9 protein-coding genes are annotated in these 13891 nt (G+C 59.4%); 2 read left to right on the plus strand and 7 right to left on the minus strand.

The annotated features are described in order from the left end of the window. Both BWR59_RS11905 and BWR59_RS11910 read left to right on the plus strand, forming a co-directional pair. Positions 1 to 3075: an efflux RND transporter permease subunit gene (locus tag BWR59_RS11905; RefSeq protein ID WP_081565830.1), complete on the plus strand. Its 3075-nt coding sequence runs from the start codon at positions 1 to 3 to the stop codon at positions 3073 to 3075. Positions 3076 to 3168: 93 nt separating this feature from the next. Then, positions 3169 to 4536 (plus strand): Fic family protein, encoded by a 1368-nt coding sequence (locus BWR59_RS11910; protein WP_081565831.1) that lies wholly within the window; start codon positions 3169 to 3171, stop codon positions 4534 to 4536. Positions 4537 to 4668: 132 nt separating this feature from the next. On the opposite strand, the gene BWR59_RS11915 is transcribed toward BWR59_RS11910, so the two are convergent. From BWR59_RS11915 to BWR59_RS11945, 7 genes are all read right to left on the minus strand, one after another. Then, positions 4669 to 5358 carry a DUF4197 domain-containing protein gene (locus BWR59_RS11915; protein WP_081565832.1) on the minus strand — a complete coding sequence of 230 codons (690 nt, stop codon included), beginning with the start codon at positions 5356 to 5358 and terminating at the stop codon, positions 4669 to 4671. A gap of 38 nt (positions 5359 to 5396) precedes the next feature. After that, a complete protein-coding gene (locus tag BWR59_RS11920; RefSeq protein ID WP_081565833.1) occupies positions 5397 to 5798 on the minus strand; it encodes a YbaY family lipoprotein in 402 nt (133 codons plus the stop codon). 151 nt (positions 5799 to 5949) lie between these two features. Beyond that, positions 5950 to 8442, minus strand: a complete 2493-nt coding sequence (gene plsB / locus BWR59_RS11925) for a glycerol-3-phosphate 1-O-acyltransferase PlsB (protein ID WP_081565834.1) — start codon at positions 8440 to 8442, stop codon at positions 5950 to 5952. A 198-nt stretch (positions 8443 to 8640) separates the two neighbouring features. After that, the gene (locus BWR59_RS11930) at positions 8641 to 9018 is read right to left on the minus strand and encodes a hypothetical protein (RefSeq protein ID WP_081565835.1); all 378 of its coding nucleotides are present in this window, start codon (positions 9016 to 9018) and stop codon (positions 8641 to 8643) included. A 62-nt stretch (positions 9019 to 9080) separates the two neighbouring features. Further along, positions 9081 to 9890 carry a putative RNA methyltransferase gene (locus BWR59_RS11935; RefSeq protein ID WP_081565836.1) on the minus strand — a complete coding sequence of 270 codons (810 nt, stop codon included), beginning with the start codon at positions 9888 to 9890 and terminating at the stop codon, positions 9081 to 9083. After that, on the minus strand, positions 9890 to 11041 hold the full coding sequence (gene dapE, locus BWR59_RS11940) for a succinyl-diaminopimelate desuccinylase (RefSeq protein WP_081565837.1): 1152 nt from the start codon (positions 11039 to 11041) through the stop codon (positions 9890 to 9892). Before dapE ends, BWR59_RS11935 begins: the two co-directional genes overlap by 1 nt. Positions 11042 to 11304: 263 nt before the next feature. Further along, positions 11305 to 13779, minus strand: coding sequence for a glycosyltransferase (locus BWR59_RS11945; protein ID WP_168184479.1), 2475 nt, complete (start codon positions 13777 to 13779; stop codon positions 11305 to 11307). Between the last annotated feature and the right edge of the window lie 112 nt (positions 13780 to 13891).

Genomic DNA, 13891 nt, shown 5'->3' on the forward strand with positions numbered 1-13891 from the left:
ATGCGTTTCAACCTCTCCGAATGGGCCCTGCGCAACCGGCAGATGGTCCTGTACCTGATGATTCTGCTGGCTGTGGTTGGTGCACTGTCCTACACCAAGCTGGGACAAAGCGAAGACCCGCCTTTTACCTTCAAGGCCATGGTCATTCGCACGCTGTGGCCGGGCGCCAGTGCCGAGGAAGTATCGCGCCAGGTCACTGATCGCATCGAAAAAAAGCTGATGGAAACCGGTGATTACGAGCGCATCGTCTCGTTCTCGCGCCCCGGTGAATCTCAGGTGACCTTCGTGGCGCGGGACTCGCTGGTCTCGGCGAAACTGCCGGAGCTCTGGTACCAGATCCGCAAGAAGATCGGTGACATCCGTCAGACGCTTCCAGCCGGCGTGCAGGGCCCGTTCTTCAATGATGAATTCGGCACTACCTTCGGCAATATTTATGCGCTGACGGGTGAAGGCTTCGACTACGCCGTCCTGAAGGACTACGCCGACCGAATCCAGATCCAGCTGCAACGGGTCAAGGATGTCGGCAAGGTGGAATTGCTGGGGTTGCAGGACGAGAAGATCTGGATCGAACTGTCCAACGTCAAACTCGCCACCCTGGGGCTTCCGTTGCAGGCCGTACAGCAGGCGCTGGAAGCGCAGAACGCAGTGGTCGCTGCGAGCTTCTTCGAAACGCCGAGCGAGCGTGTTCAGCTTCGCGTTACAGGGCGTTTTCAGACTGTCGACGAGATTCGCGACTTCCCGATTCGCGTCGGTGATCGCACGTTTCGCATCAGTGATCTGGCCGATGTGCGCCGGGGTTTCAACGATCCACCCGCGCCGCGCATGCGTTTCATGAGTGAGGATGCGATCGGTCTGGCCGTGGCGATGAAGGACGGTGGCGACATTCTCGTGCTGGGCAAGGCGCTGGAAGGCGAGTTCGCGCGCTTGCAGAACAACCTCCCGGCGGGCATGCAGTTGCGCAAGGTTTCGGATCAACCCGCAGCGGTAAAAACCAGTGTCGGCGAGTTCGTTCAGGTATTGGCCGAAGCGCTGGGCATTGTGCTGCTGGTGAGCTTTTTCTCGCTGGGCGTACGCACCGGCATGGTGGTGGCGCTGGCGATACCGGTGGTGCTCGCGATGACTTTCGCCTGCATGTATTACCTGGGGATCGGCTTGCACAAGATTTCCCTCGGCGCGTTGGTTCTCGCGTTGGGGCTGCTGGTGGACGACGCGATCATCGCCGTGGAGATGATGGCGATCAAAATGGAGCAGGGCTACGACCGGTTGAAGGCGGCGAGTTTCGCCTGGACCAGCACCGCCTTCCCGATGCTGACCGGCACCTTGATTACCGCGGCGGGCTTTCTGCCGATTGCCACGGCGCAGTCGAGCACCGGGGAATACACCCGTTCGATCTTTCAGGTCGTGACCATCGCCTTGCTGGCGTCGTGGGTGGCTGCAGTGGTTTTCGTGCCTTATCTGGGTGAGCGGCTATTGCCGGATCTGGCGAAAATCCACGCTGCGAAACACGGCTCGGGGCCAAACGCGCCGGACCCTTATGGCACACCGTTCTACAAGCGCGTTCGGGCCTTGGTCGGCTGGTGCGTGCGGCGGCGCAAGACCGTCATCGTCCTGACCATCGCGCTTTTCGTGCTGTCGATTTTCAGTTTCCGCTTCGTCCCGCAGCAGTTCTTCCCGGCCTCGGGGCGGCTCGAACTGATGGTCGATCTGAAGCTCGCCGAAGGTGCTTCATTGAGCAACACCACCGAGCAGGTCAAACGGCTTGAGGCGATGATCAAGGACCACGCTGGCGTCGAGAATTACGTGGCGTATGTCGGGACCGGTTCGCCACGTTTCTATCTGCCGCTGGATCAGCAATTGCCGGCCGCAAGCTTCGCGCAGTTCGTGGTCCTGGCCAAAACCATCGAGGACCGCGAAGCGTTACGAACCTGGTTGATTCAGACGCTCGACGAACAATTCCCGATGCTGCGGCCGCGGGTAACACGTCTGGAAAACGGCCCGCCCGTGGGCTATCCGGTGCAGTTCAGAATTACTGGCGAGCACATCGACGAGGTGCGTGCGCTGGCCCGCAAAGTGGCGGCCAAGGTTCGGGAAAACCCCCATGTGGTGAACGTGCATCTGGACTGGGAGGAACCCAGCAAGGTCGTGTATCTCAATGTTGATCAGGACCGTGCGAGGGCCCTTGGTGTGACCACGGCCGATCTGTCGCGCTTCCTGCAAAGCCAGCTCACCGGCTCCAGCGTCAGCCAGTATCGCGAAGACGACGAACTGATTGAAATCCTGCTGCGCGGCACCGAGCAGGAGCGCCATGAACTGGGTGGTCTGGCCAGTCTTTCAATCCCCACGGAAAATGGCAGCAGTGTCGCGTTGTCTCAGGTGGCAACTCTGGAATACGGCTTTGAAGAGGGCATCATCTGGCACCGCAATCGCCTGCCCAACGTGACCATCCGCGCCGACATTTATGGCAAGGAACAACCAGCAACCCTGGTCAACCAAATCCTGCCGACGCTTGAAGCGGTACGCGCTCAATTGCCGGATGGCTACCTCCTTGAAGTCGGCGGTACCGTGGAGGATTCAACCCGAGGCCAGAACTCGGTCAACGCCGGTGTGCCGCTGTTCATCGTCGTGGTGCTGACCTTGCTGATGATCCAGCTGCGCAGTTTCTCACGCACCTTCATGGTGTTTCTGACCGCGCCTCTGGGCCTGATCGGCGTGACTCTGTTCCTGCTTTTATTCGGCCAGCCGTTCGGCTTCGTGGCCATGCTCGGCACCATCGCGCTGTCCGGGATGATCATGCGTAACTCGGTAATTCTGGTCGACCAGATCGAACAGGACATCGCCGCAGGTCTGGACCGCTGGCAGGCCATCATCGAAGCCACCGTACGCCGCTTCCGCCCCATCGTGCTGACTGCACTGGCCGCGGTGCTGGCGATGATCCCGCTATCGCGCAGCGTGTTCTTCGGCCCGATGGCCGTAGCGATCATGGGCGGCCTCATCGTCGCCACGGCACTGACGTTGCTGTTTTTGCCGGCGCTCTATGCGGCGTGGTTCAAGGTGAAGAAAGAGGAGGCGCTGTAGGTTTCGAGCCATATCTCAAAATTGGATAATATTGAGACATGGCTCGTCCGCTGGTGTATTGGTGTCTCAGTAATCAACAAAACTGAGACAGGCATGATCAAACCACCACCGCGGCCCGTGCCGCCATGCGACTTGTTCCGTCAGTCTGCGGATAACCGTTTCTGGCAAGACCCCGCGCGCTATCTGGCGCTGCATACGCCGCTGGATGAGCACGGGCGCTATCTCCCTTACGACCAACTGCGCCACCGCTGGCCACCTGAACTCGATCCGCGCATCTGCTGGAGTCTGGTCAAGTCGGCGCGTTCGGCTCAACAGTCGACGATTCTGATTGCAAAGGGCCCGACGTTCCGCTGCACCTATCTGCTGACGCCTCTGGCGCAGCGAGCGATTACGTGCGTTGACCGTCACACGACCATGGCCGCCCTGGAGCACATCAGCAGCCACATCGGCGAGAACGCCCATTTTCACTATTTGCTCAATGACCTGATCGAAGACGAAGCCATCAGCAGCAGCCAGTTGGAGGGCGCTGCGACGACGACCAAAGTCGCCAAGGACATGCTCAAGCGCAATCGCCAGCCGCGCACACCTGACGAGCGGATGATCATAGGCAATTTCAGACTGATGCAATTCGCGTGGGAAAAGCGCACGGAGCCACTGAGTGTCGAACTCATTGCTGAACTGCACGCCGTAGGTGTCGGCGGGATTGATGACAGCAAGTACTCCCCCGGCATTTTCCGGCTGAACGATGACGTAGTGGTGCAGGACGGTGACGGCAACACGGTTCATGTACCGCCTCCGGCCGTGGGCCTGAAGGACCGGTTGCAGCGGCTGGCTGACTGGATCAACACGCCGCATCATGACCTGGAGCACGCTGACTATCTTCACCCGCTGATCAAGGCCATCGGTCTGCATTTCGCGGTGGGGTACGAGCACCCGTTTCGAGATGGCAACGGCCGAGTCGCACGTGCGCTTTTCTACTGGCATTTGTTCCGTCATGGCTTCTCTGCCTTTCGCTACATCGCGATAAGCGTTCTGTTGCGTAACGCGCCAATCAAATATGGAAGGTCGTATCTGCACAGTGAGATGGACGAAATGGATCTGACCTACTTCATCGACTATCAGTGTTCAATTGTCCTGAGGGCGGTCAGCGATTTCCTGACCACCTACAAACAGACGGTGTCCGACGCGTTGAGTTTTGATCGTTGGCTAGAACAGTCAACGATGTTCGAAAAGCTTACCGATAAACAGAAAGCCATATTCCAGGTCGCGCTCAACGGCATTGACAAGGAGTTCACTGCGGTCAACGTCAAGGAGAACCTTGAGTGCTCTTACAACACGGCGTCAGCTGCGTTGAATGGTCTGGCGGCGCAGGGTGCCTTTGAAAAAAACAAGGTAGGCCGAGAGTGGGTGTTCACACTGCGCGACCGGCTGACACTTCGTCAGATGTTCCATGAGCAATAGGCGGGGTTGGTTGCCAGTGTTGCCTGGCCTCATGGCCTGGCTGCACATCTGACTCCCAGGCCATGGCCCTGAAAAAAAGCCCCGACGCCTAACAGCGCCGGGGTTTTTTCGTTTCAGGTGAACGGCGATGGATTACAGCGCCCCAAACACCTTCTTCGCCAGGCTTGTCGCCGCAGCGGCCGGGTTGGCGCGGATGCTTTCTTCCTGTTTGGCGATCATTTCGAACAGGCCGTCGAGGGCCTTCTCGGTCACGTAACCTTCGACATTGGCATCCTTCGCATCGACTACACCCAGAGTTGCGGCTTGCCCTGCGAACGCATTGTATTTCTGCGCGAGGCCAACCTTGTCGGTGGCCTGTTTGACGATGGGCAGGAACTTGGCGCGGATCTGTTCGCGGCTGGATTTATTCAGGTATTCGGTGGCCGAATCCTTGCCGCCTCTGAGAATGCCCTTGGCGTCCGACACGCTCATCTTCTTCACGGCGTCGACCAGCAACGCCTGCGCCTGAGGCACCGCCGCTTCGGCCGCCTGGTTCATGCTGGTTTCCAACTGGTCGACCTGCGCGCCCATGCCGAACTGCTTCATCTTGCTCGCGACCTTACCGAGTTTGCCCGGCAGCTCGATGCGCACGTCCTTGTTGTTGCTGAAGCCGCCAGGCACGCCCAGTTGCTTGACCGCGATCTGCGCGCCTTGGGTCAGGGCATCTTTGAGGCCTCCCGTGGCGTCCGATTGTGACAAGTCGTTCAGCGACAAGGCGAACGCACTGGCCGACAGCAGCAGGCCAGCACACAAGCCGGTGAACGAGAGAGAGCGAAGCAGCATGGGTAAGCATCCTTATGCAAAAACGGGAAAATCAGGGGCTAGCGCGCCGGGTTCAAACGAATCTTGACTGGGGGTTTTTCTTCCAGCGTCAGGTCTACGGTGTAGCGTTCGGTGCTGATCATCAGCAGTTCGCCATCGACTTCGATTCGCGCACTGACCGAATAGGTGTGGCCCGGCTTGACCTGTTTCTGGTCGTAGGTCAGGTGAAACGGCAGCGGAACCTGGCCTTTGATCGGGCCTTTTTGGCTAGAGAGTGTCTGTGCCGGAGCGTCGGCGAGCGATACGTCCTGGAGGGAAACTTCCAGGACTGCGGTTGGCGGTAGGGCCATGCGTTGCAGGTAAAACACCTCGCCATCGACCGTGCCGGGCGTGTTGTCCGGGGAGTGACCGGCGCAGGCTGCCAGGAAAGTCGCCATCAGGGTCAGCAGGATATGTTTCATCGGGTGGATCTCCTTGTCGCGTCGGTACTCGCTCGCGAGGTCATATGAAGTTCTCCGTAGGAGGGAGCTTGCTTGCGACGGCGGTATACCCGTCAACATAACAGTGCCGGTCATATTGCATCGCCGGCATGCTTCCTCCCACAACATCGAATCAGGCATTCGGGCCTGGTTCTAGGACCTCTTCATTGCGATGCAGTGCGACCTGGCGAATCGATAAACGTATTTCGGCAGGTAAAACCCTTTTGGCGGCACCTTCGGCCAATTCGCCCAGCAGTTCGTGATAACCCAGCTTGCCGTTCTCGTTCTTGCGCAGGACATCCTGATCCAGCAACGTCTGAATGAAGTGGCGGAACAGACTCTTGTCGAAGAATTCCGGGGCATTGAGGCCGTGCAGGATCGACAGGCGCTGAGCCATGATCGTGCACAGGTCCTCCAGTTCTTCGGCCGTCAGCGTGTGCTGACCACTGTTGAGCAGCAGCGAGATCGACATGTAAAAACGCTGCAAGGTCTGGGCAATGGCCCGAGAGAGCACGGTCAGCAACACGAAATGCCGCGAGCTAGGCGCCGGACGCAGGTAGACGTCATTCTCGAAGCGCAGCAGACCCTGCTCGACAAATGCCGCCAGCCACTGATCTATCACCCCATCCAGCTCGTCCAGCGACCAGCGGATGAACAGCTCCGATTGCAGGTACGGGTAAAGCGCGCGGGCATAACGCAGGACCTGCTCGCGGCTCATGCGCGACGAACTCTGGAAGAAACTGGCCAGCAGCGAGGGCAGAGCGAAGATGTGCAGGACGTTGTTGCGGTAGTAGGTCATCAGGACGGCGTTCTGCTCGTCCAGATAGAGAATCTTGCCCAACGCGTCTTTCTGCTCCGACAGCAGGTCCATGCCTTTCACATGCTCGATAAGCGCGCGGCCATCGCCTTCCGGCAAGGAGGTGTGCGGCGAATAGGGCACGCTGCGCAGCAGGGTCAGGTAGAGATCGAGCACGCGCCCAAGGGCCTGATCGTCCAGCGCGTGTCTCTGCGTCGACAGCAAGGCCAGCGCCACCAGATTCACCGGATTGATCGCGGCTGCTTCGTTCAGATGCCGTGCGACACATTCGCCGAGACGGCTGGTGGTCTCGTTCAACCATGCTGGTTTGAACACTGGCCCCAGCTCCTGAGTGCGCCAGTCAGGCTGCTCATGGTCGAGAAAATCCGCCAGTTTGATTGGCTCTCCGAAGTTGACCGAGACCTGGCCGAAGCGCTGCTTGAGCGCGCCGATGACCTTGAAGATGTCGAAGATCGATTCTTTCTTCTTCGCCGCACCGCGCAGTTCGCCCAGATAGGTACGACCTTCCAGCACCCGCTCATAACCGATGTACACCGGCACGAAAACGATGGGCGTGCGGGAGTTGCGCAGGAAGCTGCGCAGCGTGATGGCGAGCATGCCGGTCTTGGGTTGCAGCATGCGGCCGGTGCGCGAGCGGCCGCCTTCGACGAAATACTCCACCGGAAAACCCTTGGTGAACAGGGTATGCAGGTATTCGTTGAACACGGCGGTGTACAGCGGGTTGCCCTTGAAGGTGCGACGCATGAAAAACGCCCCGCCACGACGCAGCAGGCTGCCGATCACCGGCATGTTGAGGTTGATGCCCGCGGCAATGTGCGGCGGCGTCAGGCCGTTGCGGAACAGCAGGTAGGACAGCAGCAGATAGTCGATGTGGCTGCGATGGCACGGCACATAGATGATTTCGTTGCCTTGGGCGACGTTCTGCACGCCTTCCAGATGACTGACCTTGATGCCGTCGTAGATCTTGTTCCAGAACCAGCTCAACACCACTTCCAGAAAACGGATCGCGGTGTAGGTGTAATCCGAGGCGATTTCGTTGCCGTAATGCAGGGCTTTTTCCCGCGCCTTGGCTTCGGGGATTTTCTCCCGGGCGGCTTCGTCGAGAATCGCCTGTTTCACCAGCGGATCGGCGACCAGGCCCTTGACCAGATTACGACGGTGAGACAGGTCAGGCCCGATGGTCGCGGTTTTCAGATTGCGGAAATGTACACGAAGCAGGCGTTGGGCCATGCGTACCGTGCGCTCGTAGCCTTTGTTCTCATCGACCAGTTCACGCAAATGCACAGGGGCGGAGAACTGCACGCGGGTCTTGCGGCCAAGAATCAGGATGGTGACGAAGCGGCGCAGACGGCCGGTGACTGCCCAACTGTCGGCGAACAGCAGCTTCCAGGGGCTGTCTTCCTTGTCGGGCGACTGACCCCAGAACACGCTGACCGGGATGATCTGCGCGTCTTCGGCGGCGTTGTGGCTGACTGCGCTGACCAGCCGTTCAAGCGTTGGCGGCGCGCCGCGTTTGTCTTGACGGCCAAGCCAGTCCGGCTCCGGGGTCAGGTAAAAGAACGCGGCAGGCTCGGTCAGGTTGCCGACCGCCACGGGCAGCACCGGGCGTGGCAGGCCAGCCTTGCGGCATTCGGTATCGAGTACGGCGAGATCGCTCAGAGAGGGATTCTGCAGCGCATAGAACACCGGGCGGCTGCGATCCAGATTAAGGGTGAACGACGACTGATTGATCGTCTCCGAGCGCACCCACAGGTAGAGGAGGCGCCGCAGGGTGCCGAACACGAGACGGCGAAACGGGGAACGGGTCATACGAATTCTGCGCTAGGGGGCCAACGCCCACGAAGCGGCCAGTTTGCCGGATATGGCGGGGATGGGCAAAGCGGGGAGGGGGTAGCTTTGATGAGCGCGACCTATTTGCTATAGCAGTCCGGCTTGCCGGCGGTGACTTTTTCAAGTTCGCAACCGCCGGCAAGCCGGACTGCTACCGATCAATGCGTGTTGCCCGATTTACGAAGTCCGCCAGGTGATCTCTTCCTCACCGTCGGTGCTGATGCGAATCCAGCGATCGGCATCCTCTTCGCTTTCTTCCTCGACCCAGGTCCCCGGTGCGCAGCGCACTTCAACGTTCATGGCGGCAAACGCTGCGCGGGCGCAGGCGATGTCGTCTTCCCACGGTGTCTGGTCGCTGTCCAGGCACAGGCTGTTCCACTTGCCCACGGCTTTGGGAATCCAGGTGACCGGAATGTTCCCGGCGGTGCACTTCCAGGTCTGGCCTTTCTGGACCCACTCGCTGCACGGGCCGACGTCCGCGGTCAGCCAGGCGGTGATGGCCTTGTGGTCGACGTCAGCGTCTTTCAGGTAAATCTCGATATCGGGTTGGCGCATGGATGCCTCGTGATTGTTCTGGAAAATCCATTCGCGGATTCAGTCGTTGTAAGTCTGAGCGGTCACTGCAGAACGAAATAATCGTAGCGCATCGACACCGTGGTCTCGAACGGCTCGGCCTGATCGATGACACCGGCCCGACGCTCTGCACTCGCGCGCCAGCCGTGGGGCGTCATGGCCAACAGGTTGGCGCGAGCCTGGCCCTCCACCAGCGTCAGCTTGAACTGCAGGGTTTCGCTGTGTTGCAGGCTCATGCCTTTGGGCACCAGCGCCAGGTGCTTGTCATCCGCGTAGTCACGGACTTCGTCGTACAGACGCTGACGCAGTTCCATCAGGTGCTCGCTGGTCGGTCCGACCCGCATCAGGCCGCCACCGGGGGACAGCAAACGCTTGGCTTCGGCCCAGTCCAGCGGGCTGAACACGCTGGCGATGAACTGAATACTGGCATCCGGCAACGGCACACGGGCCATGCTGGCGATCAACCAGCTCAGGTCTGGATTACGCTTGCAGGCGCGTTTGACCGCTTCCCGCGAGATATCCAACGCATAGCCATCCGCACCGGGCAGGGCATCGGCAATCTGCGCGGTGTAGTACCCCTCGCCACAACCGATGTCCAGCCAGTGCGCAGGATTGCGTTCGGCCGCAAGTTCGGCCAGACGTTTCGCCACCGGAGCGTAATGCCCGGCATTGAGAAAGTCGCGGCGTGCCTCGACCATCGCCTGATTGTCGCCAGGGTCACGGCTGTTCTTGTGCTGCACCGGCAGCAGGTTCAAGTAGCCCTGACGAGCGCGGTCGAAGCGGTGGCCCACCGGACACACCACGCCGTTGTCCGCTGCGTCGAGCGGGCCTGAACAGATTGGGCAGGTCAGCATCAGGCGAGCAACTTGACCAGGGTCTGGTAGTAGATCTCGGTCAGCACGTCGAGATCGCTGGCCAGGATGCGTTCGTTGACCTGATGGATCGTGGCGTTCACCGGGCCCAACTCGACCACTTGCGTACCCAGGGTCGCGATGAAACGGCCATCCGACGTACCGCCGCTGGTAGAGGCCTTGGTTTCACGGCCGGTGACAGTCCTGATGCTGGCCGACACCGCGTCCAGCAATGCGCCGGGCTCGGTGAGGAACGGCAGGCCCGACAGCGCCCATTCGACGTGCCAGTCCAGATCGTGCTTGTCGAGGATATCGGCGACGCGCTTCTGCAGGCCTTCCACCGTGGATTCGGTAGAGAAGCGAAAGTTGAACACCGCCGTCAGGTCACCCGGAATCACGTTGGTGGCGCCGGTGCCGGAGTTCAGGTTGGAAATCTGGAAGCTGGTGGGCGGGAAGAACGCATTGCCTTCGTCCCAATGCTCGGCGGCCAGTTCGGCCAGCGCTGGGGAGGCCAGGTGAATCGGGTTCTTCGCCAGATGCGGGTAAGCGACATGGCCCTGGACACCCTTGACGGTCAGGGTGGCGCCGAGAGAGCCACGGCGCCCGTTCTTGACCACGTCACCGACCAGGGTAGTGCTCGACGGTTCGCCGACGATGCACCAGTCCAGACGCTCTTTGCGGGCGGCCAGGCGCTCGACCACTGCCTTGGTGCCGTGATGCGCCGGGCCTTCTTCATCGCTGGTGATCAGGTAGGCGACCTTGCCCTTGTGGTTCGGGTGGTCGGCGACGAAACGCTCGGTGGCGATGATCATCGACGCCAGGCTGCCTTTCATGTCGGCAGCGCCACGGCCGCAGAGCATGCCGTGCTCATCGATCAGCGCGTTGAACGGATCGTTCTGCCAGGCCTTCACCGGACCGGTCGGGACCACGTCGGTGTGGCCGGCGAAACACAGCACAGGACCGTCATCGGTGCCGTGGGTGGCCCAGAAGTTATCCACATCCTCGATGCGCATTGGCTCCAGCGTGAAACCGGCATCGCCCAGGCGTTTCATCATCACGGCCTGACAGTCGGCATCGAGCGGTGTGACCGATGGGCGACGGATCAGGTCGCAGGCGAGTTGCAAAGTGGGCGAAAGGTCGGCTGGGGCTGTCATGAAAGGTCCGTAGGTTGTGTCTGCGTCACCGTGGCGGGCCTGAACGGGATGGTAATCCTGTGGGGGGAGCTTGCTCGCGAAGAATGCCTGCCAGGCGCCGAATCGACATCCACAGTACCGGCCTCTTCGCGAGCAAGCTCCCTCCCACAAGGATTGCGTTCCAGATCGGGCTGCGCGCCAGGTTCTCGCAATGCAAAAAAGGGGGTTATCTTAAAGCAAAACGGCGACCCGAAGGCCGCCGTTTAGTACAGCGCACAATTGTTTCAGGCCGTGGCGGGCTCGGTCGACGCCTTGGGTTTGGGCAGCGACGACAGAAACGCCATGATCAGCGCGGCCAGATACGGCAGCGACTGCACCAGCAGCATGGTTACCCAGAAACGCATGTCGTTGCTCGGCAAGCCTTGTACCAGGCAGATCCCCAGCGCGGCACCCCACAACAGCAGCATGATGAACAGCTCTTCGCGGACTTCCGAGATGGCCACCAGCAGGCCATGGCTGTCGGCATTTTTTGGGGTCCGGAAGAATGGCATGTTGCGAGTGAAAAGGCCGGACATGACAGCTCTGGCAATGGTGTGGTAGAGCGCCAGTCCTGCAACCACGGCCGCCATGGCATCACGGAGATCCAAGCCGACTAGCCGCTGATACAGATGCAAAGTCTTGCTGATCTTCACTAGGTATATCGTGATGAGCGACAACGGCAGAACGACCGGTGGCGCATGTAGCTGCAGGTCGGGCAGCAGCATCAGCAGCGTCCACAGCAGAGAGAAGAGCGTGAACAGAAACGCGATACCTTCGTTTATCCAGGGCAACCAACCCGCAATGAAGTAATAGCGTTGCGCTCCATTGAGCGAATCGCATGTGCCGCGAAACAAAGATTTGCGGTGGCGCTTGAGGATCTGGACCGCCCCATAGGCCCACCGTGATCGCTGTTTCTTGAAGTCGATGAAAGTGTCCGGCGTCAGGCCTCTGCCGCAGCTCTGAAGAGAGTAAGCGGTGAGATGGCCTTTTTGCAGAATCCGCAGGCCCAGTTCGGCGTCTTCGCAAATGCACCAGTTGGCCCATCCCAGTTCTTCGAGTACACCGCGCCTGACCAGTGTCATGGTGCCGTGTTGAATAATCGCATTGTGGTCATTGCGAATGACCATACCAATACTGAAAAAGCCCTTGTATTCAGCAAAGCAGCTCCGTTTGAATAAGCTGTGCTTACCGTCACTGTAATCTTGAGGGCATTGCACCAGCGCGATTGCAGGGTTGCTGAAGTGCGGCACCATCATTTTCAGCCAATGGCGACTGACGCAGTAGTCAGAGTCCACCACCCCAATGACCTGTGCATTGGCTGCCGTTTTTACTAACGCATAGTTCAGGGCGCCCGCCTTGAAACCATCCAGGCTGTCGAGGTGGAAGAAACGGAACTGCGGGCCAAGTCGTTGGCAATGCTGTTGGACAGGCGTCCAGATAGCGGGGTCGTGCGTGTTGTTATCAACGACGATAACCTCGAAATCGGGGTAGTCCATTGCTGCAAGAGCATTGAGGGTACTGATGACCATGTCGGGTGGTTCGTTGCAGCATGGCAGGTGAATCGACACTGTGGGGCGGATGGCATCGCGAGCCAGTACAGGCAGGAACATCCGCCGGGAACGGGATGTCCAGGCCGCTTCCAGCCACTCATGGATCTCGGTGAAAAGCCCCGCTGTCAGGTTCAGGAGTACGAGCGATGAGGCACCGATCATTACAGCGGTGGAGTACTCACTACTCGAGATCATACTGATGGCGAGTACCAAGGCGATCCAGGTGCACGCGAGCAGTGGCAGGATGAGTCTGGATCTGTGTTGCAGCGCAGACCCGTCAATCAGATCATGGGCGAAAGAGTGACTGGACAAATTTTCCAGTAGTGATGTGTCGAATGAGAACTTCGGACGGCGCGCTGCGTCCATGATGCCCCACTGCGCGCCGACAGCGCCTTCTTCGGTTTTCCACGGCTGGTCGAATGCCTCAATGATGTAGAAACGGCAATGACGCTGTTTCATCAAATGGATGCTGTGGAGCAGGTAATGCCTTTGTTGTCGGGTGGTCGATTGGATGGTGTTACTGCGGCGTCCGCCACTGGGCCATCCCATTTCCGATACCACGATAAGCATGTCCGGAAACAACTCGTTCAGCACAGTAAGCCGAGCCAACAAGACTTCCTGAACGTGCCGCTGAGGGACAGGCTCCCAGAAGGGCAGGATATGTACCGCGATCAGATCGACATGCGCTGCAAGATCCGGATCGCTTTGCCATATGTGCCATTGTTCTGAGCATGAAACCGGTAGTGCAGTCGCCGCTCGGACTCTAGTGAGATAGTGTTTGAGCTGATCGATGGATACGTCATGGCGGAACAGGGTCTCGTTGCCAACCAGGATCGCACTGACGTTGTCATGCTCATTGGCAATGGCAATCGCGCGTTGTATCTCCACTTCATTTTTTTCTTCATCAGGCCCAATCCAGATGCCTAGCACTACGTCAAGACCGAACTGGGCAGCCAGTCCGGGGATGAGTCCCAGCGTGCGATGCACTGAATAGGTTCTGATGCTGTCGGTGTACTGGCTGATCAGAGCCAGATCTTCGCTGATTTGCCTGGCAGAAGGATAGTTGCGTGACGCAGGGGACTGGCCTTCGCGGAACGGGCTATAACAAAGACCTGAAAGTTTTTTTGGCAGTGGGGCGAATGTCTGGTTCTGCAGGTGGCGCAGCTTCATGACTGGACTCCATGTCGGTAGGAACAACTGCCTTTTCATGGCGAAGTTCGATTACTGAAGCCTAGCGACATGGGCCTGCGGTCGTGGAGGGTTCGCCATATTTGTTCGAAGC

Source organism: Pseudomonas sp. Bc-h (genome assembly GCF_002080045.1).
Taxonomy (GTDB): domain Bacteria; phylum Pseudomonadota; class Gammaproteobacteria; order Pseudomonadales; family Pseudomonadaceae; genus Aquipseudomonas.

Excerpts from the sequence above, each read along its gene's own strand:
- BWR59_RS11905 (WP_081565830.1), top strand. The coding sequence starts at position 1 with ATGCGTTTCAACCTCTCCGAATGGGCCCTGCGCAACCGGCAGATGGTC.
- BWR59_RS11910 (WP_081565831.1), top strand. The coding sequence starts at position 3,169 with ATGATCAAACCACCACCGCGGCCCGTGCCGCCATGCGACTTGTTCCGT.
- BWR59_RS11915 (WP_081565832.1), bottom strand. The coding sequence starts at position 5,358 with ATGCTGCTTCGCTCTCTCTCGTTCACCGGCTTGTGTGCTGGCCTGCTG.
- BWR59_RS11920 (WP_081565833.1), bottom strand. The coding sequence starts at position 5,798 with ATGAAACATATCCTGCTGACCCTGATGGCGACTTTCCTGGCAGCCTGC.
- plsB (WP_081565834.1), bottom strand. The coding sequence starts at position 8,442 with ATGACCCGTTCCCCGTTTCGCCGTCTCGTGTTCGGCACCCTGCGGCGC.
- BWR59_RS11930 (WP_081565835.1), bottom strand. The coding sequence starts at position 9,018 with ATGCGCCAACCCGATATCGAGATTTACCTGAAAGACGCTGACGTCGAC.
- BWR59_RS11935 (WP_081565836.1), bottom strand. The coding sequence starts at position 9,890 with ATGCTGACCTGCCCAATCTGTTCAGGCCCGCTCGACGCAGCGGACAAC.
- dapE (WP_081565837.1), bottom strand. The coding sequence starts at position 11,041 with ATGACAGCCCCAGCCGACCTTTCGCCCACTTTGCAACTCGCCTGCGAC.
- BWR59_RS11945 (WP_168184479.1), bottom strand. The coding sequence starts at position 13,779 with ATGAAGCTGCGCCACCTGCAGAACCAGACATTCGCCCCACTGCCAAAA.